General features: G+C 61.9%; 16 protein-coding genes. 4 read left to right on the top strand and 12 right to left on the bottom strand.

The window, feature by feature from the left end:
• Positions 1-947: 947 nt before the first annotated feature.
• The 5 genes from LT42_RS07930 to LT42_RS07910 are packed head-to-tail and all read right to left on the bottom strand — an operon-like array spanning position 948 to position 6,040.
• A complete protein-coding gene (locus LT42_RS07930) occupies positions 948-2,372 on the bottom strand; it encodes an efflux transporter outer membrane subunit (RefSeq protein ID WP_037011378.1) in 1,425 nt (474 codons plus the stop codon).
• On the bottom strand, positions 2,369-3,289 hold the full coding sequence (locus LT42_RS07925; RefSeq protein WP_037011377.1) for an efflux RND transporter periplasmic adaptor subunit: 921 nt from the start codon (positions 3,287-3,289) through the stop codon (positions 2,369-2,371). The genes LT42_RS07930 and LT42_RS07925 overlap by 4 nt, the downstream gene beginning before the upstream one ends.
• On the bottom strand, positions 3,286-3,495 hold the full coding sequence (locus LT42_RS07920; RefSeq protein WP_037011375.1) for a DUF1656 domain-containing protein: 210 nt from the start codon (positions 3,493-3,495) through the stop codon (positions 3,286-3,288). Before LT42_RS07920 ends, LT42_RS07925 begins: the two co-directional genes overlap by 4 nt.
• Positions 3,492-5,591 (bottom strand): FUSC family protein, encoded by a 2,100-nt coding sequence (locus LT42_RS07915; protein ID WP_037011373.1) that lies wholly within the window; start codon positions 5,589-5,591, stop codon positions 3,492-3,494. Before LT42_RS07915 ends, LT42_RS07920 begins: the two co-directional genes overlap by 4 nt.
• Positions 5,588-6,040, bottom strand: coding sequence for a MarR family winged helix-turn-helix transcriptional regulator (locus tag LT42_RS07910; RefSeq protein ID WP_037013109.1), 453 nt, complete (start codon positions 6,038-6,040; stop codon positions 5,588-5,590). The genes LT42_RS07915 and LT42_RS07910 overlap by 4 nt, the downstream gene beginning before the upstream one ends.
• Before the next feature lie 561 nt (positions 6,041-6,601).
• Here LT42_RS07910 and LT42_RS07905 point away from each other — a divergent pair.
• Entirely contained in the window at positions 6,602-7,270 is a 669-nt protein-coding gene (locus tag LT42_RS07905; RefSeq protein WP_037011371.1) for a polysaccharide lyase family 7 protein, read from the top strand.
• A gap of 126 nt (positions 7,271-7,396) precedes the next feature.
• On the opposite strand, the gene LT42_RS07900 is transcribed toward LT42_RS07905, so the two are convergent.
• Positions 7,397-8,791, bottom strand: coding sequence for a heavy metal sensor histidine kinase (locus LT42_RS07900; protein ID WP_037011368.1), 1,395 nt, complete (start codon positions 8,789-8,791; stop codon positions 7,397-7,399).
• Complete coding sequence (locus LT42_RS07895) at positions 8,764-9,459, bottom strand: heavy metal response regulator transcription factor (RefSeq protein ID WP_037011366.1); 696 nt, start codon at positions 9,457-9,459, stop codon at positions 8,764-8,766. The genes LT42_RS07900 and LT42_RS07895 overlap by 28 nt, the downstream gene beginning before the upstream one ends.
• A 301-nt stretch (positions 9,460-9,760) precedes the next feature.
• On the opposite strand from LT42_RS07895, the gene LT42_RS07890 reads away from it, so the two are divergent.
• From LT42_RS07890 to LT42_RS07880, 3 genes are all read left to right on the top strand, one after another.
• Positions 9,761-10,381 carry a hypothetical protein gene (locus LT42_RS07890; protein ID WP_037013108.1) on the top strand — a complete coding sequence of 207 codons (621 nt, stop codon included), beginning with the start codon at positions 9,761-9,763 and terminating at the stop codon, positions 10,379-10,381.
• Positions 10,382-10,545: 164 nt separating this feature from the next.
• Positions 10,546-11,169: a cytochrome b/b6 domain-containing protein gene (locus tag LT42_RS07885; protein WP_037011365.1), complete on the top strand. Its 624-nt coding sequence runs from the start codon at positions 10,546-10,548 to the stop codon at positions 11,167-11,169.
• A complete protein-coding gene (locus LT42_RS07880; protein ID WP_037011364.1) occupies positions 11,162-11,932 on the top strand; it encodes a molybdopterin-dependent oxidoreductase in 771 nt (256 codons plus the stop codon). Before LT42_RS07885 ends, LT42_RS07880 begins: the two co-directional genes overlap by 8 nt.
• A 1,777-nt stretch (positions 11,933-13,709) precedes the next feature.
• On the opposite strand, the gene efeO (LT42_RS07870) is transcribed toward LT42_RS07880, so the two are convergent.
• The 5 genes from efeO (LT42_RS07870) to LT42_RS07850 all read right to left on the bottom strand — a co-directional run bounded on the left by efeO (LT42_RS07870) (position 13,710) and on the right by LT42_RS07850 (position 19,250).
• Positions 13,710-14,534 (bottom strand): iron uptake system protein EfeO, encoded by an 825-nt coding sequence (gene efeO, locus LT42_RS07870; protein WP_037011361.1) that lies wholly within the window; start codon positions 14,532-14,534, stop codon positions 13,710-13,712.
• A 27-nt stretch (positions 14,535-14,561) separates the two neighbouring features.
• Positions 14,562-15,881 (bottom strand): iron uptake transporter deferrochelatase/peroxidase subunit, encoded by a 1,320-nt coding sequence (gene efeB, locus LT42_RS07865; protein ID WP_037011359.1) that lies wholly within the window; start codon positions 15,879-15,881, stop codon positions 14,562-14,564.
• Between the two features lie 65 nt (positions 15,882-15,946).
• Positions 15,947-17,158, bottom strand: coding sequence for an iron uptake system protein EfeO (gene efeO / locus LT42_RS07860; protein WP_037011356.1), 1,212 nt, complete (start codon positions 17,156-17,158; stop codon positions 15,947-15,949).
• Positions 17,159-17,166: 8 nt separating this feature from the next.
• Positions 17,167-18,048 carry an iron uptake transporter permease EfeU gene (efeU, locus tag LT42_RS07855; protein WP_037011353.1) on the bottom strand — a complete coding sequence of 294 codons (882 nt, stop codon included), beginning with the start codon at positions 18,046-18,048 and terminating at the stop codon, positions 17,167-17,169.
• Positions 18,049-18,365: 317 nt separating this feature from the next.
• The gene (locus tag LT42_RS07850; protein ID WP_037011350.1) at positions 18,366-19,250 is read right to left on the bottom strand and encodes a LysR family transcriptional regulator; all 885 of its coding nucleotides are present in this window, start codon (positions 19,248-19,250) and stop codon (positions 18,366-18,368) included.
• Positions 19,251-19,283: the final 33 nt, after the last annotated feature.

Raw genomic sequence — 19,283 nt, 5'->3', positions numbered from 1 at the left:
GAGCGACATCAATTCCGCGGTGTGGCACCCGACGCCTTCCCGGCTAAAGCCAGTCCCACAACGAACGCGGTCAATTAGTAGGACCGGCTTCAGCCGGGAAGAGACAGGTATGAGCGACATCAATTCCGCGGTGTGGCACCCGACGCCTTCCCGGCTAAAGCCAGTCCCACAACGAACGCGGTCAATTAGTAGGACCGGCTTCAGCCGGGAAGAGGCAGGTATGAGCGACATCAATTCCGCAGTGTGGCACCCGACGCCTTCCCGGCTAAAGCCAGTCCCACAACGAACGCGGTCAATTAGTAGGACCGGCTTCAGCCGGGAAGAGGCAGGTATGAGCGAAATCAATTCCGCGGTGTGGCACCCGACGCCTTCCCGGCTAAAGCCAGTCCCACAACGAACGCGGTCAATTAGTAGGACCGGCTTCAGCCGGGAAGAGGCAGGTATGAGCGACATCAATTCCGCAGTGTGGCACCCGACGCCTTCCCGGCTAAAGCCAGTCCCACAACGAACGCGGTCAATTAGTAGGACCGGCTTCAGCCGGGAAGAGGCAGGTGTGAACGACATCAATTCCGCGGTGTGGCACCCGACGCCTTCCCGGCTAAAGCCAGTCCCACAACGAACGCGGTCAATTAGTAGGACCGGCTTCAGCCGGGAAGAGACAGGTATGAGCGACATCAATTCCGCGGTGTGGCACCCGACGCCTTCCCGGCTGAAGCCAGTCCTACAACGAACGCGGTCAATTGGTAGGACCGGCTTCAGCCGGGAAGAGGCAGGTGTGAACGACATCAATTCCGCGGTGTGGCACCCGACGCCTTCCCGGCTGAAGCCAGTCCTACAGTCGAGTTCACCGGCAGTCCCACAGTAAAGGGCGCCGCCAGTTTCACAGGCTGACTGCAAGCTCTATGTGGGACCGGCTTCAGCCGGGAAGGGGTCGGTGTGTACAACTCCTATTCAGGGCTGTTTTCCCAACCCCCACCCAGCGCCAGGAACAGGTCGATCTGCCCCATGGCCACTTGGGTATTCGCCGCCGCCAGTTGCGCCGTAACGTCGGTGTAGGTGCGTGTCGCTTGCAGATCGGCGAGGAAGGATTCGCGGCCGGCGAGGAAGAAACGATGCGTCTGTTCAGCCGCCTGGCGCGCGGATTCTTCGGTTTCAATCAGCGCGTCGCGGCGTTGCAGCAGCGAGGTGTACTGCGACAGCCCGGTCTGTGCCTCGCGGATGGCGTTCAGCACCACACCGTCGAAATGCGCCAGGGCCGCCTGATTGGAGGCTTCGGCGATGTGAATCCGCGCACGCGCGCCGTTGGAAGGGATGGTCCAGTTGATCACCCCGCCAAAGCCCCAGCGATTGGTCGATGGATCGCCCAGCTCGTCGAGAATCCCGACGGTGCCGACGGTCGCGCCGATGCTGATGTCCGGGTACAACTCGCCGGTGGCCACACCAATCGCGGCAGTGGAGACCGCCAGCCGCCGTTCGGCCTGACGCACGTCAGGGCGACGTTTGAGCAACGCTGCGCCATCACCGACCGGCATCACTTGCGCGATGTGCGGCAGTTCCGCGCAGTCGGCCACGCCCTGGGGCAATTGATTGAGCGGACGCGCCAGCAGCATCGACAGCCGGTACAACGCGGCCTTTTGCGCCGCTTCGTAACGCGGCAGTTCGGCGCGCAAGGACCTGAACTGAGTTTGCGAACGCGTCACCTGGGTCTCATCGCCACGGCCGGCGTCACGCAGGCGTTGGGTCAGGTTCAGGCTCTGCTGCTGTAAGTCCAGAGAGTGCAGGGCGATGTTGCGCTCTTCATTGGCCGCGCAGACCTGGGTGTACGCCCGCACCACATCGGCCACCAGCGTGATGCGCGCGGTGTCCGCCGCCGCCTGGGTCGCGTCGGCGTTGGCCTGCGCCGCTTCGATGCCACGCTGCAGCACGCCGAACAGGTCGAACTGGTACGAAGTGGTCAGGCCGACGTCGCCGACGTTCGCCACCGGCACTTTCTCAGGCAACAAGTAGGCTTGACCGGCTTCCTGCAAACGCTGTGCGCCGGCTTTGGCCGTACCGCTCCAGCCGCCCGCCGCGTCCGCCTCGCTCATCTGGAAGCGTGCCCGCTGCAGGTTAGCGGCAGCCACGCGCAGGTCGGTACTCGACGCCAGCGCCTGGCGCACCAGCTCGTCGAGCTTCGGATCGTGATACAGACGCCACCAGTCACCCGGCACGGGCGCCGACACCACGTTGGACGAAGCGCCGGCCAGCTCGCCCTGCAGATCAGGGCGGTTAACCGCTGCATCTTTTGGCAGTGTGTAATCCGGGCCGACCACGGTGCAGGCCGACAGCAGCAGGCCCATGCCCACGGTCAGCAGGCGTGCGCGGTGTTTCATTTAGGGGCTCCTGACGTGTCGGGCTGATTATCAACGCGAGCATTGTCCTGATCGCCATCGATGATCGACACCGTCGCGGTGCGTCCGGCGATCATGCGGAAGTCGGCCGGCACTTCATCGAAGGCGATGCGCACCGGAATCCGCTGGGCCAGACGTACCCAACTGAAGGCCGGGTTGACGTTGGGCAGCAGGTTCGAGCCGCTGCTGCGGTCGCGGTCTTCAATGGCCGCAACGATGCTCACCACGTGGCCGCGCAGGCGGGCGTTGTCGCCGATCACACGGATGTCCACCGCTGAGCCGATGTGAATCCCGTCCAGCTTGGTTTCTTCAAAATAACCGTCGATGTGGAACGAGTTGCTGTCGACCACCGAGAGCACGGGGCGCCCGGCGCTGACGAACTCGCGGTCGCGCGGCGCACGGTCATTAAGGTAGCCGTCCACCGGGCTGCGGATCACCGAGCGGTCCAGGTTCAGCTGCGCCGAATCGACCGCCACCTGCGCTTCATTCAATGCCGAGAGCGCGCGGGCTTCCCGGGACTGGCTTTCTTCCAGTTGCTCGCGGGCCACCAGATTGCCAAGGCTGCGGTTACGGCGGTTCTCGCGTTGGGCCTGCTGCCAGATTTCCTTGCGCTCGGCCACGGTGGCCTGCGCCTGACGCAGGGCCAGACGAAAGCGGTCCTGGTCAATGGTGAACAGCAACTGGCCTTTCTTGACCGGCTGGTTGTCGCTCACCGCAACCTTTTCGATCAGGCCGGACACATCCGGCGCAATCTGGATCACGTCGGCGCGGATATGCCCGTCGCGGGTCCACGGCGCGTACATGTAATACATCACCATGCGCCAGACGACGATGGCGGCAAGGATGACAACCAGCAGGGTGAGGACCACGCGGCCCAGCGTCAGCAGAGGTTTTTTCATTTCATCAGGTATCGACTAAGGGTATCCACGACGCCGAGCAGCAGTGCGTATAGACCGACGTTGAACAAAGCCCGGTGCCAGACCAGGCGATAGAAGCGGGCGCGCGTCAACACGGCGTGCACCACCAGAAAAATCAGGTACGCGATGCCCATCAGCACCAGAAAGGTCGGCAGGAAGATCCCGCTGATGTCCAGATCACCGATCATGACGGCGCTCCATCGATGCCATACGGCGGTTGTTCTTCCTGCTCGGCGAGCACATCGACAATCTCGACGCCCGGCAGCAGCGCCAGGCGCAGACCACTCAACGCGTGCAGCAGGTTCATGCGGGCGCTGTCATCGCCGGTGCTGTTGAAGGTCAGGGCGCGACGGGCGCGGTCCATGGTCATCAACAGACCCTTGGGCGCGGGCAAACGCTCACGCGCTTTGAGGCAGGCGCGGAAGTGCGCACCGACTTCACTGGCCACCTGGCCGAGCAGCCGACGTGGTGCGGGCTCGACACGTGGCATGTAGGCCAGCAGGTCCAGCATGTTCAAGGCCACGCGTACTTCACGCAGCGCACTGGTGGAGTCCTGAGCGGTGATCGCCAGACGCGGCAGGTGTTGCATCAAGCGATCAAGCATGCGCACGCCCATCTGCCGATGTTCGGCCAGCGAAGCCTCTTCGCTGAGGGAAACGATGTCGCGCCAGCTGAAACGGGTCAGGCGCTTGGCCGCCACCTCCGTGCCGAAGGGCCGCACGATCAGCGTCCAGACAAAGGCGAACGCCAGGCCCGCCGGCCCCGCGAGGTTGGAATTGACGAAGTTGAGGAAGTCGGCGTCGTAGGCGCTCTGAATGCTGATAAAGGACGAGGTGTTGACAATGGTCAGCAGCGTGCCGAGGTAGAACTTCGGCTGCACGGTCAGCGTACCCACGCAGATGAACGGCACCGAGAACGCCAGCACCAGCATCGGGAAATCGTGCAGGTTGGGCAGCACCACGAACAGGTAAAGGCTGGCGAAGATCACCGACATCATCGTCCAGAAGAAGAACCGGTAAATCTGCGGCGCCGGGTCGTCCATGGCGGCGAAGAAGCTGCACGAGACGGCCGCCAGCGCGACGGCACTGGCGCCATCCTGCCAGCCCAGCAAGATCCACAACACCGATGCCACGATGATCGCGCTGACCGAAGTCGCCACGGAATACAGCATCATCCCGCGGTCAAGAAACGGCGACAGCCGACCGAGCCGCCAATGGCGGTAAACCGCACGCCACGGTGAGTGGTCATCGGTCTCGATGGCGTGTTGCAGGCTGCGGCAGTCCTGCCACAGGTCGATCCATTCACGCAGGCGGTACAAGGCGTTGGACAGCAACAGCTGGCAACGGTCGTCGATTTGAGCGGGGGTCGGTTGCAGACGGTCGAGTTCGTCGTGCAGCGCCTGCCAGTACTTGACCGGCGCGCCCTGGGCGGTCTGTTCGACCCAGTCGCGGCATTCGATCAACAGCGGCGCGAGCTCGGCGACATGCTCGGGAGAGCGTCGCTCCAGTGCCCACAGCGCATCGTCCAACGCATCGATAACCGGCAGCAGGTGGATCATCCGCCCGCGCAGTTCCTTGGCGTTGCGCACGGTCTGGCGGTGCGCGCCTTCGTGGGGCAACTGGCCGATCATCAACTCCAGGCTGTTGAACGTGCCCACCATGGCCGTGCGAAGGCCGCCGACCGCTTCCGGGTTGGCGCTGCGCGAGAGGAACAGGTCGCTGTACGCGGAGGCATCCTTGAACCACTTGCCCATGGCATCGACCAGCACTGGCGCCAGGCGACGCGGCCAGAACATCGCGCCTACGACAGCGGCGCAGACGATGCCGAGGAAAATCTCTTCGGTGCGCGACACAGCGATGTCGAACACCGCCTGGGGGTTGTCGACTACCGGAAAGGAAATCAACGGCATGGTGTAGCCGGCAAGCATCAGCGCGTAGCTGTTGGCGGTGCGCAGGTGCAGGGAGAGGAAGAGCAGGGTGCCGGTCCACAAGGCAATGACGATCGCCAGCAAAAAGGGCGTCTGCACAAACATCGGCACGACGATGACCGACGCCGCCGCGCCCAGCAGCGTGCCGGCGGCGCGGTACAGCGCTTTGGAGCTGGTGGGTGCCACGAACGGGCTCGAAACAATGTAGACGGTCGCCATCGCCCAGTATGGTCGGGGCAGCTCCATCATCAGCGCGATGTACAGCGCGAGCATGGAGGCGGCAAAGGTGCGCACGCCGTAGAACCAGTCGCGGCCGGGCGGTACGCCGTCGAAAAAGCCCTTGAACCTGCCGTTCACGACGAGGCCTCCGGGGTCATCGGCGTAGCCAGTGCGATGGCGTTGAACACCCGCAGCGTGGCTTCAAGGTCAGCGGGGTCGACGTTGCCGAAGATGTCGCGGCGCAGGCGGATCAGTTCTTCTTCGATCGAATTGGCCAGGGCGCGGCCCTGATCGGTGAGGCTCAAGGCCTTGGCGCGTCGATCGGTGGGGTCTTCGGTGCGCTGCACCAGGCCGGCTTTGCAAAGCTGATCGAGCAGGCGCACCAGAGAAGGGCTTTCGAGCCCGCAGGCCTGGGCCACCGTCACCTGCCGAACGCCTTCACCCAGTCGGGCGATCATCAACAGCGGGCCGGCACAGGCCTCGGTCACCCCGACGTTGATCAGCGTGGTCTGGCACACACGGCGCCACTGCCGAGAGGCGGCGACGACGCCGCCGGTGATGCGCATTTGCAAGGTGTCGAGGTTCATGAGGTGGCCAATGATGCGCTGCAGGTTGGTTAGCAGGTGAATGATTAGACGCTGCATTATTAGGAAGCTAACTATAATATCCTGTAACAAAGTACGGTCGTCAAATGGAAAATTGCGGGCTGAGACAGACGGAATGCCAACCTGCCCGAGCATCGCCCACGACTGATAGGAACGTTAAACCTGTGGCGCCGTTGACTACAGGCGACGAAACGCGCGGGAAAGTTCGCTCGATCCCATACCGCCTGTCGGGTGTCGGTCTGGTCAATGAACTATTTTTTTCAGCGCCGTCTAAGCGCCACTCCAAAAAAATGGCGCCAAATTAATAGCTACGGCCCGCGTGATTCGCTGGCTTTACACATTCGGGGGATTCGTGGGTTTTGAGCTGGGTGGTGGCGCAATAGTGGCTTTTATGGTGGAAAGCGCCGTTTCGGCGGTTTCTTGACTCCGGGGACGACTAAAGATAAACCGGTTCAGCCGATAGCAAAGACGACGGGAACGGCAGTCACAGGCCTGTTCCAGACACCTTCTTTGCTGTGCGCAACGCGCACCATGAGTGCACCCATGATTGATCTCGCTATCTGGAATCTTTCTATACCGGTCGGTATCGCAGCCGCCACCATCGACACGCCAAAACTTGTCGGCGGTTACCAGGATGGTTACTTCCGTTCAGGGGACACTTTGTTCTTCTGGGCGCCGGTTACAGGGTCAAGGACTGACAATGCCAAATTCCCCCGTACTGAACTGCGTGAGACTTACGCCAACGGTACGGTTCACAACTGGACGTACTCTGACGCGGACAATTTCCTGCGTGCGGCGCTGGCCGTGGACCAAGTGCCTTCGACGGGCAAAATCGTCATCGGCCAGATCCACGCCTATGGCAGTACCGAGCCGCTGCTCAAGCTCGAATACCAGTACAAGGAAAAAACCAAGACCGGCAACCTCGTCGTGAAATATCGCGCGACGCCGACTTCCGAGCCCGAAGTCATTCAGGTCGCAACCGGCGTGCTGCTCAAGCAACGCTTCACTTACACCATCCACCTGACTCAGGCCGGCAACCTGACCGTCAATGCCTACGACATGCAGTGGGGCGCCAAGCTCGACCTGTCCTGGAAAGGCAAGCCGCTGTATTTCAAGGCAGGCGTGTACACGCAGGACAATGCCGGCTATGCCACCGAAGGCGGCGCGGCGACGTTCTACAAACTGGTCGCGACCCACGACAAGAAGGCATGAGGTAGTTCAGGGATTGATGGCGTAAAGCGGTTCAGCGGCGCGCACCTGGATGACTGAAACACCGCATTCGCTGCCGTCGTAGCCTCCGGCGTCTCCTACAGGGGACGCGGCGTTCTTGAGAGCCGCTCAACGGATCGGAAACACCAGACTGAAACAGATTCGCCCCGGCGAGGGCTGGGCAGCGGTCACTTCGCCGCCGTGCAGCTGCATGATCGCGGCGACGATGGCCAGGCCCAGGCCGTTGGAGTCCGAACTCTGGTGGCGTGAGGCATCGCCCCGGTAAAAGCGGTCGAACAGTTTGCCCAGGGTGGCGTCGTCCAGCGTCGGCCCCTGGTTCTCCACTTCGATGCGGCAGTGTTTGTTGCGTTCAATGACGCGGATGTCGATGGTGCTGCCTTCGTCGGCGTAGCGTATGGCGTTCGCCACCAGATTGCTCAAGGCCCTGCGCAACAGCAGCGGATCGGCGTCCAGTTGCGCTTGCCCCTCTGTGCGCAAGGTGATTTCACGTTCCTCGGCCAACCCCTCGAAATAGCCCGCCACCCGCTGCAGTTCGTCCGCCAACGCCAACGTCTGGCGATTCAGCGCTGCCTGGGCTTCATCGGCGCGGGCCAGAAACAGAATGCTTTCGACCATCCGCGAGATACGCTCCAGCTCCTCAAGGTTGGAGGCCAGCAGCGCCTGATATTCGTCCGCCGTACGCGGTTGTCGCAGCGCGACCTGACAATGGCCCATCAGCGAGCCCACCGGCGTGCGGATCTCATGGGCGAGGTCGGCCGAAAACTGCGTCAGCCGCTGGTAGCCGTCGGCGAGCCGATCAAGCATCGCGTTATAGGCCTCACCCAGCTGCTGCACTTCCACCGGCGTGTCGCTGTTGTCCATGCGGCTGTCCAGCCGGGCCGGGGTGATGGCTGCGGCATGGCTGGCCATCTTGCGCAGCGGCCGCAGGCCCCGGCGCAGCAGCAGGTAACCGAGCAGTGCGGTGAACACGAACGCCAGTGCAACGGCGAACAGGATGCGGTTGCGGAAGCCGGCCAGCGTGGCCATTTCCTTGACCGCAATGTGCGCTGCCGTGAGGTGCACGAGCTTGCCGCCGGAAACGGCCTCGACCGTCGCCGCGCGCATGGGGACGCCTGAATCGAGCCGGCCGCTGCGCATGTCGTCAACGCTCAGCGGCCGGTTGGTGGGCACGACCGGCATTTGCGGAAGCGGCGCGTGCAGCGGATTGACCATGATGACGGCCGGCTTGCCCGACTCGGTGATGATGAAAATGTCGTCTTCGCTGTCGAGCATGTTTTCGAACAACTGCGGGCTGCTCTGCAGCGTGTCCAGGGTCAGGTCGTACTGCAGCAATTTGCGAAAGTGATCCAGCCGCGCCAGCACGGCATGGTCGCTGCGGGTCATGACCGCGCCTTTCATGGTCTCGTAGAGGTACATGCCGGCGCTGCCGACGGCGAGCATGGCGACGACCGAAAACGCCAGCGTCGCGCGCAGGGTCAGGGATGGCTGGCGTCGGGCTCGCATGGCCGCACCTCGCAGACGTAACCGATGCCGCGCACGGTGTGGATGAGTTTGATCGGGTAGGGCGTGTCGACCTTGCTGCGCAGTCGTTTGATCGCCACATCGACGACGTTTGTGTCGCTGTCGAAATTCATGTCCCAGACTTCCGAGGCGATCTGGGCTCTCGATAACACATCGCCCTCGCGACGCAGAAACAGGTGCAGCAGCGCGAACTCTTTGTTGGTCAGCGTGATGACGTGCTGCTGGCGCGTGACACGACGGCGCAGCAGGTCCAGCTCAAGGTCGGCGAGGTGGAAGTGGTCGGCCTCGCGCACCACACCCCGGCGCAGGATCGTACGGATGCGCAGCAGCAATTCGGTGAAGGAAAACGGCTTGACCAGATAATCGTCTGCGCCCAGTTCCAGCCCGCGAATGCGGTCCTGCAACTGATCGCGGGCGGTGAGGAACAGCACTGGCACGTCCTGTTTGGCGCGCAGAATTTCAATGATCTGCCAACCGTCGATGCCCGGCAGCATCACGTCGAGCACCAGCAGGTCGTAGTTGTGTTCCAGGGCCATGTGCAGGCCGTCAGTGCCGTGCTGGGTCCAGTCAACTTTGTAACCGGACTCGCTGAGGCCCTTTTTCAGGTACTCGCCGGTCTTGGTGTCGTCTTCGATAAGCAGAATGTGCATCGTCGGTCATGCTCGCTTCACGTCGTTGGCAGCGTCGCCGGCGTGGGATGTCAGGAGGGGTGAGGCCTGATGCAGCGGGCTACAGGCCGCGCCGGATGAGGAGTGTAAACAACTGGGGAGACGAGGTCGGTTACATTTTTGTCATTGATCGCGGCCATGACCCGCCTCGCCGCCGAATGACAAAAATGTAATCGGGCGGTCATTGTCCGGTGCCGGTTGCGGGTACAGGATGGCTGCCATGCAACACCAAGACGCTCTGGTCCAACTCTCCCGAACTGCCCTGAGGATTTTACCGATGAAGATGAAGACAGCCCTGTCCACCACGTTCGGCATGCTGATGCTCAGCGCTGCTGTCATGGCCTCCGCAGCCGGCATGGCCGCCGGTGACATGCCAGTGGTCAAGCCACTGCGCGGCACGGTCGACAGCGTCGACAACAACACCCTGAATTTCACCACCCGCTCCGGTGCCCACCAGAGCATCGGTCTGAGCGACAAGACCGGCATCCGCCTGGTGTCGAAGACTGACGTCGAGTCGATCAAATCCGACAGCTTCATCGGTTCCGCCGCCATCCCCCAGGCCGACGGCACCCTCAAAGCGCTGGAAGTGACCGTGTTCGAACCGAGCCTGAAGGGCAGCGGCGAAGGTCACTACGGTTGGGAAAACGCCGACGGTAGCACCGGCACCATGACCAACGGCACCGTGGGTAAATTGAGCAAGGCCAACGGCCGTACCCTGAGCGTCGGTTACAAAGGCGGCGAGAAGCAGCTGGTCGTGCCGGAAGACGTGCCGATTGCCTATGTGCAGCCGGGCAAGGTTGATGAGCTGGTCAAGGGCGCGAAAATCGTGGTGTTCCCAGGCGAAGACGGCAAAACCGCTCGCGGCGTAGCGGTCGGTAAAGACGGCTTCCAGCCGCCGATGTAAGCGGGTTGCGGCGCCTCACGGCGCCGCGGCGCAGTGTGCAGGAGCGCGCTTGCCCGCAATGACGGTGTGTCAGCTAATCGTTCTTTGGCAGGCATGCCGATTTCGCGGGCAAGCGCTCCTGCTGTTGCTGATGTACCGAATTTACCCGTGATGAGTCTCGCACCATGAAAAAAACCAGAATTCATCCATGGCCCATCCGCCTCACGCACTGGATCAATGCCTTTGGCATGGTCTGCATGTTCATGAGCGGATGGGGCATCTATAACGCGTCGCCGCTGTTCAGCTTCACCTTCCCGCGTGACTTCACCGTGGGCGGCTGGCTGGGCGGCGCGTTGGCGTGGCACTTCGCAGTGATGTGGCTGCTGGTGATCAACGGCCTTGTCTACTTCCTGTATGGCGTGCTCAGTCGGCACTTCAAGCGCGATTTCCTGCCGGTCACGCCCAACGCCGTCAAACGCGACATGCTCGATGCGCTGCGCTTTCGCCTCAAGCACGAGAAGGGTGTGTACAACGCGGTGCAGCGCCTGCTGTATTGGCTGGTGCTGGCCGCAGGCGTGTTGATTGTGCTGACAGGGTTGGCGATCTGGAAGCCGATTCAGCTGCAGGAATTGACCGCTGTGTTCGGCGGCTACGACTTCGCGCGGTATGTGCATTTCGCAGCAATGGCGTTCATTGGCGGCTTCGTGGTGGTGCATCTGGTGTTGGTGCTGATGGTGCCGAAAACCCTGCTGCCGATGATCACTGGCGGCACGCGTGGGATTGAGAGCGGGAAGGTCGAGCATGATTGAGCCTAAAAAACGCGCCATTGCGCGCATCAAGCTGGAACCGGCGCAGCAGATTCAGCTGGAAAGTCTGCAGCGTCGGCATTTCCTCAAGGGCGGACTGACCGTGGGCGCGATGGCGATGCTCACCGGTTGCAACCTGCAGGACGGCGATCAGGTGGACAAGGTGCTGTGGAGCATGTCCCGCTGGAATGACCGGGTTCAGGCCTGGCTGTTCAGCGGGCAGAAGCTGGCGCCGACGTTCAGCAAGGATCAGGTGCGGAATCCGTTTCCGTTCAACGCGTTCTACGGCGAGGACGATATCCCGGAACTGGACACCGCCGACTGGAAGTTGGGCGTGTCGGGGCTGGTGCGTGACAAGGCGCCGTGGACGCTGGAGGGGCTGCGCAAGTTGCCGCAGCGCAGCGATATCACGCGGTTGATCTGCGTCGAGGGCTGGAGCGCAATCGGGCAGTGGGGCGGTGTGCCGCTGCGCACGTTCCTTGAGCATGTCGGGGCGGACACGACGGCGAAGTTTGTGGGTTTCAAGTGTGCCGATCGGTATTACTCGAGTCTGGACATGCCGACGGCCTTGCATCCGCAGACGCTGCTGGCGCTGGATTTTGCCGAGGTGGCGTTGCCGCCGGAGTATGGCTATCCGTTGCGGGTGAGGGTGCCGACGAAGTTGGGGTTCAAGAATCCCAAGCACATCGTCGAGATTGTGGTGAGCAATGAGAATCCGGGGGGGTATTGGGAGGATCAGGGGTACAACTGGTTTAGCGGGATATGACCCGGGTTGTTTTTGAATCGATGTTTATATCCATTATCGGTGGTGACGCGTGTATTGGTTCCGCCCTTACGGCGGGTCACTTTTTCCAAGAGCCGAAAAAGTAACCAAAAAGGCCCTGCTCCTGGTTTGGCCCGACTTCGTCGGGTTCCCTCACTCCGACGACACTCCGTGGGCCCGCGCCGAACGGACATCCATGTCCTGACGGCGCTCTCGCCGCATCCATGCGGCTCGGCCCACTGCGCGTCGTCTGCGCTCGGCCAGCACCCAAGTCGCGTGTGGGGTCGTCTGGACTTCTTGCACACGAAGATCAAAAGCAAAGCAAGGCAAGCAAAGGCTTCCCGGCTAAAGCCGGTCCCACTGAGTGTGCGTGGTGTCCTGTGGGACCGGCTTCAGCCGGGAAAGCGTCGATCATGATGCCGCAAAACCAATGACGAACAATCTGGCCTCTTCCCGGCTGAAGCCAGACCCCACTCAATGCACGGTGTCCTGTGGGACCGGCTTTAGCCGGGAAGCTGTTGATCTGCCCTTGATCTGCCCTTGATCGTGCCCACGCTCCGCGTGGATATGCATCCCAAGACGCTCCGCGTCCATTCCCGGCTAACGCCGATCTCACCGTCCGCGTTGGTCTCGCTGGCTGAATGCAACCTACTGTAGGAGCCGGCTTGCTGGCGAACGCATTTAGTCAGCCGCCATCTCCCTGCCAGACCCACCGTGTTCGCCAGCAAGCCGGCTCCTACAGGATCTCCGTACCCGTCAAAAACCGAAGCGCCGTCAGGACATGGATGTCCGTTGCCGATCGTGCCCACGCTCCGCGTGGATATGCATCCCAAGACGCTCCGCGTCCATTCCCGGCTAACGCCGATCTCACCATCCGCGTTGGTCTCGCTGGCTGAATGCAACCTACTGTAGAAGCCGGCTTGCTGGCGAAAGCGTTTAGCCAGCCGCCATCTTTCTGCCAGATCCACCGCGTTCGCCAGCAAGCCGGCTCCTACAGGATCTGCGCAACCGTCGAAACCACGGTTGCCGATGCCATTGCCGATCGTGCCCACGGTCCGCGTGGATATGCATCCCAAGACGCTCCGCGTCCATTCCCGGCTAACGCCGATCTCACCGTCCGCGTTGGTCTCGCTGGCTGAATGCAACCTACTGTAGGAGCCGGCTTGCTGGCGAAAGCGTATAGCCAGCCGCCATCTTCCTGCCAGATCCACCGCGTTCGCCAGCAAGCCGGCTCCAGGATCCGCGCACCCGTCGAAAACCGAAGCGCCGTCAGGACATGGATGTCCGTTGCCGATCGTGCCCACGCTCCGCGTGGGTATGCATTCCATGACGCTTCGCGTCTCTTCCCGGCTGAAGTGCCGCTCACGCTGGCTGTGCTGGCCTTGCTGGCTGAATGCAACCTACTGTAGGAGCCGGCTTGCTGGCGAAAGCGTTTAGCCAGCCGCCATCTTCCTGCCAGATCCACCGCGTTCGCCAGCAAGCCGGCTCCAGGATCCGCGCACCCGTCGAAAACCGAAGCGCCGTCAGGACATGGATGTCCGTTCGGCGCGGGCCCACGGAGCGGGACCGGAGTGAATGAACCCCGACGGAGGAGGGGCCCAACCAGAAGCACAAGCTCTTGGCTGCTCTTTAAAACCGAAGGCAGGGCTTTATCATGTGACTCGCCGAAGGCAAAACGATCTGCCGTCAGGCAGATGCCCTGGACCTGGCTTCAAAATCACCAACAACAAAAAACCCGCCTGCCAATCCCTCGGCAAGCGGGCTTTTCATCGCATCGAAATCAGTTCAAACCCAATTTCCCGCGCATCTGCGACAAATCCTCAGCCAACGTATTGACCGGACCTGCCAGCGCCTTGCGGTCCTGCTCCTTCACTTTGTCGTACGTCTCGTAGCCACCGTCCTTGGTCTTGTACTTCGCCAGGATCTTGTCCACCGTCGCAAAGTTCTTCTCGACCTTGGCCACGAATGCCTTGTCCGACTGCTCCAGCTGCGGCTTGAACAGGTCAACGATCTTCTTCGAGCCGTCCACGTTGCCCTGGAAATCATAGAGATCGGTATGGCTGTAACGGTCTTCCTCACCCGACAGCTTGGTTGCCGCGACTTCTTCCATCAGTGCGGCAGCACCGCCGACCACTTTCTCGGGCGGGAAGGTCATGTCGGCAATGCGCGACTGCAGCTCTTTCACGTCAGCCAGCAGCTTGTCGGCGAACACGGCTTGATCCTTGGTGGTGTTCTGCGAGAACAACGCGTATTCCAGACGGTGGAAACCGGTGAAATCGTCGGCCTTCACGCCGTTCTCGTGATCGTCTTCGCGTGAGTCGATCGAGGCGTCCAGGTCGCTGAACAGCTCGGCGATGGGCTCGATCGATTCGTAGGACAAACGCGTGGTGGGGAACAGTTTTTTCGCCGCCGCCAGGTCGCCTTTTTTGATCGCGTCAGTAAATTTCTGAGTGTCAGCGGCCAGCGTGTCGACGTTCTCGGTCACGTAGATTTTGTAATCCGACACCGGCGTCACCAGGTCCAGCGGCGCAGTGGCGGCGAACGCGGACATCGAGGTCTGCAACACGCCAAAGGTAAGCAACAACGCGAGAGGCGACTTTTTCATAGAGCTCTTCCTGTGAGGTAAGGGTTGTCAGGCAGTTTTTGTTGTTTGGGCAGATGCAGCCAGCAATGACCGGCCAATGAAATCGTTACGGTCGACCACGCCCGGCAGGGTGAAGAAGTAGCCGCCACCGATGGGCTTGAGGTACTCCTCCAGCGGCTCGCCGTTGAGGCGGGTCTGCACGGTGATGAAACCTTTCTCCAGATCTGCCTGATAGCAGATGAACAGCAAACCCATGTCCAGCTGACCGTTCTTGTTCACGCCGTTGGAGTAGTTGAACGGGCGACGCAGGATCAGGTTGCGCTGGGTTTCCGCGGTGCGCGGGTTGGCGAGGCGGATGTGCGAGTCGAGTTTGGTGATCTTGCCTTCCGGGTCTTTGTGGTAATCCGGAACGTCGGCCTCGGTCTTGCCATCCATCGGCGCACCGGTGGTTTTGACCCGGCCGAAGATCGCTTCCTGCTCTTGCAGGGGCGTACGGTCCCAACGCTCGACGAAGTTGCGGATGATCCGCACCGCCTGATAGCTGCCGTTGGCGGCCCAGGCTGGTTCGTCGCTGCCCGGCTGCACCCAGACCAGCTCGTTCATGGTCTTCTGGTTGTTGGAGTCCGGGTTGGCCGAACCGTCGCGGAAGCCCAGGAAGTTACGCGCGCTTTCCGGCGCCTGGCCCGGTTTCAACGGCGCCTGGGCGGGCACGGTGCCTTCCTGTTTCCAGCGCACCAGCAGCAGGTCGGGCAGGTTTTTAACGATGTCGCGCAAGGCGTGAATGTTGCTGTCCGGCGCGTTCGAGCAGAACTGAATGCTCAAGTCGCCGTGGCAGCAATCGGCCTCCAGGGCGTCGTTAGGGAAGCCGACCATGCGCTGCAAACGCTTGGGTTTGACCGATTCCAGGCCAAAGCGGTCGTCGAACAGCGAGTCCCCGACCGACACAGTAATGGTCAGGTTGTCCGGTGTAACCACCGGGCCAAGGATGCCGGAATCAAGAGGCGGCAGTTTCGGATCGACCTGCGGCACTGCGCCGCCGGTCATCAGGAATGCGATGCGCTCGTTCAGCGTGCGGAACATGCGCTCAAGGTCTTCGCGGTCCTGCGCCAGCACGTCGAACGACACCATCATCCCGGCAGTCGGGCGCGGGTTGACGATGCCGCTCTGGTGAATGCCATGGAACTCGTTGTGGTCCTGGGTCTTTTCGCTTTTCGGCGCTTCGGTCACTTGGGCCGGCGCCGGTGGGGTCGCGGCGAACGCATTGCCGGTCAGGCTGGCACCGGCAACCGCTGCGCCTGCGGCACCGAGGCCCAGCAGGACGCGGCGACGGTCAGTGGAGATCGGCGAGTTTTTTGAGTCATCTTTCATGGGAATGCTGTCTTCGCTCTGGTTTCAGGGCCGGGCGGGCGCTTAGGGCACCCGCCTGGGCACGCTCACAGGCCTGAGAGGCCGAGGGCCGGATCGATTCCATCGAGTGCGTCGGCCAGTGCCTTGGCCTTGTCTGCTATCTGTTGTCGTTGTTCGGTGCTGACCTGTTCGTACGGCTTGAAGCCGTCGGCGGTCTTGAGCATCAGCAACTGGTCATCCAGTGCGGTGCTCGCGGTGTCGATCTTCTTGAGCACCTCGCCCGAGGTCTTGGTGAGCAGCGGGCGCAACAGGTCGACGACCTTGCGCGTGCCTTCCAGGTTGGCGGCAAAGCCGTTCACGTCCAGGTGGCTGTAGCGTTCTTCTTCACCGTTGCTGCGCACTTCGGCGATGCTGCGCATGTTGCGCACCACCATGCTTGCCAGTTGCTCGGGGGCGATGCTCTGGGCCAGCAGTTGCTGTTTCAGGCTGGCGATATCGGCTTGCAGTTTCTGCACGACCGGCGCCAGGCCGTCGACCGACTTCTGCGAGAACAGACCGAATTCGAGGCGGTGGAAGCCACCGAAACCGGCGTCTTGCTCGCGTTTTTCGTAGTAGTCGGCGCGCGCGTTGATGGCGTTGTCCAGCTCTGACAGGCGCTGGGCGGCAGGGGCGATGCGCTGGTAGGCAGCACGCGCCGGTGCGTAGGCTTTTTGCGCCTGCGCCAGGTCTCCGCTGTCGATGGCTTGCTGCAGGTCGTTGACCGTGCGGATCAGCGCGCTGCTCTGGGTGCTCAGGTACACCCGGTACTCGGACAGCGGCCCGATGAAGGCGACCATCGAGGGACGCGCTTTGGCGGCGGCGTCCGATTCAGCAGTCGGGGTCACGTGCAGCGTGCCGCGCGGGTTGCTCAGCAGGCCGCAGGTGATGGCGTAGTCGCCGGGCTGCAAGTTGGCGTTGATGATCTGGCTCAGGCCCGGAACGATGTTTTCGCGCTCTTCGACAACCAGCACGCCGTCGAGAATTTCCCACTCCACGGCGCGGTCCGATGCGTTGACGATGCGGAAGGCATTCTTGCCAGCCGGCACGGTGATCGAGTTCGGTTCGCAGCTCTTTGCGTTGATGGTCACGACGGTTTCATTGCCGGCGTTGGCCACGCGTTTTTTCTGCGCGGCCTGGGACGCGAAATAGAACATCGCGCCGGCGGCGATCATTAGCACGACCGAGCCCGCAACGGCGAACTGCAGAGCGCGGGAGGGCTTGGCTTTCTTCGGAGGAAGGCCGTTGGCTGTGGAGTTCATGGGAGCCCTTATTTGTTCGTAACTGAATGCGTAACGGAAGAGGTGTGGCCGTGTTCGTGGGCCGGGCGGGTGGGCAGACTCACCACCCGCGCCTGCGGCTTGAAGAACAGGAACAGCGCAAAGACCAGGTAGGCCAGGTACGCCACCAATACGCTGACGGTCGGCGCGTCCTGATATCCGAACATGCCGGCCAGCACCGAACCGGTCGGACCGTCCATTGGCAGAATGGCGCTGATGTCGAAAACCACGTCCTGGAAGTGGTTCCAGACGCCGGCTTCATGCAGCGAACGCACGGAGTTGGCAAGGATGCCCGCCGCCACGACGAGGATGAACAGGCCGGTGTAGCGGAAGAACTTGCTCAGGTTCAGGCGCATGCTGCCTTTATAGATGCCGACGCCAATGCACACGGCGATGATCAGGCCGAACAGCGCGCCCAGCGGGCCGGACACGCCTTCGCTCTGCTGGAACACGGCCAGCAGAAAGAACACGGTTTCGAGGCTTTCGCGGGCGACGGCGAAGAACACCATGCCGATCAGCGCGTAGGTCTGGTTTCTCGAACCGGCCAGCGCAGCGTCCAGTGACTGGTGCAGGTCATGCTTGACCGAGCGCGCGACCTTGCGCATCCACACCACCATGGAACTGAGGATGACCACGGCCACCAGACCGACGACGCCTTCGAACAATTCCTGCTGCTTTTGCGGGAATTCAGCGCTGACCATTTCCAGGCCACCGCCGACGAACAACGCCAGGGCGACGGCTAGAAACACGCCGATCCACACCGCAGGCATCCACTCGCCGCGGCCGGTTTGTCTCAGGTAACTGGCAATGATGCCAACGATAAGCGCGGCTTCAATCCCTTCGCGCAGCATGATCAAAAAAGGAACGAGCATTTGTCACCGATACGAATCTGGTAGGGTGTGCAGCGTGAATGCGTCAGGTAGCCATTCGCATTCAAACGCCGTGTAACATAATGATACTCATTATTGAATGCGAGTACTGGTTTTTTTGCAAAATCCTGCTTCTTGTTCAGCCGTTCAGGTGGTGTTCAGGCAGCAGCGGTGGACGGCCTGCGGAATTCTGTCCGCCGCAGATCACGGGAATGGTCGAAATCGACTGTAGGAGCTGGCTTGCTGGCGAACCTGCCACGTCACAGAAGGGCGATGCGTGATCACGGACGCCTTCGCCAGCAAGCCGGCTCCTACGCAATTTACGATGACAGTGTGTGCGTCATTGTCTCGACAAATCTCTGGGCGGCGGGGCTCAGGCTTACACCCGTTCGGGTGATCAGCCCTATTTCCCTACACACCCCGGGATGCTCGACCCGCACTTGCACCAAATCGCTTCGGCCTTCGTTGGCGGATTCCGGCAGCAATGTCATCCCCAGGCCTTGCCGCACCAGCGCCATGACCGTCGACATGTAGTTCGCTTCCAGCCCGGGCGTGAGCACCAGGCCTTCTTCTGCAAATAAGTGCTCCACCCGCTCGCGCACGCTGCTGTCTCGCCCGGTGAGGATGATCGGTTGTCCGGTCAGTGCCTGCAGGGTGACCGAACGCTTGCGTGCGAGCGGATGATCCGCAGGAACAAACAGGCTTAGCCGGTCGACCATCACCACCTCGAACGCCAACCCGTGACCGACACGGGCCCGCACACCCAGCCCGAAATCCACTTCGCCCTCACGCACCAACGCATCGATCCGCTGCGCCACCACGTCACGCAGGCGCACCTCAACGCCGGGGAATTGCTCGCGGAAGGTTTTCAGGATCGGCGGCAACGTGCCGGAACACATCGAAGGCAGCGCGGCAATGGTCACCACGCCCCGGCGCAGCGCTGCCAGATCCCGCGAGCCGCTGACGATGTTGTCCAGATCCAGCAGCAGTTTCTCCATCGGGCCGCGGTTGTTCTGGCCGGCAGCAGTCAGCGTGACCTGACGCGGGCTGCGCTCCAGCAGGGGTACGCCGAGCCATTCCTCCAGTTGCTGGATCTGCACGGTCAGTGCAGACGGCGACAGGTTCAACTCCAAAGCGGCTTTGGCGAAGCTGCCCGTGTTGGCCACGGTGAGGAAGGCGCGAATGTGCTGGATCGAGTTTTTCAACGCTCAGTGCCTCGATTGGGCGCACGGGAGACG

It is taken from the genome of Pseudomonas lutea, from assembly GCF_000759445.1.
Classification (GTDB): Bacteria; Pseudomonadota; Gammaproteobacteria; order Pseudomonadales; family Pseudomonadaceae; genus Aquipseudomonas; species Aquipseudomonas lutea.
This window is presented reverse-complemented; position numbering and strand designations above follow the sequence as displayed.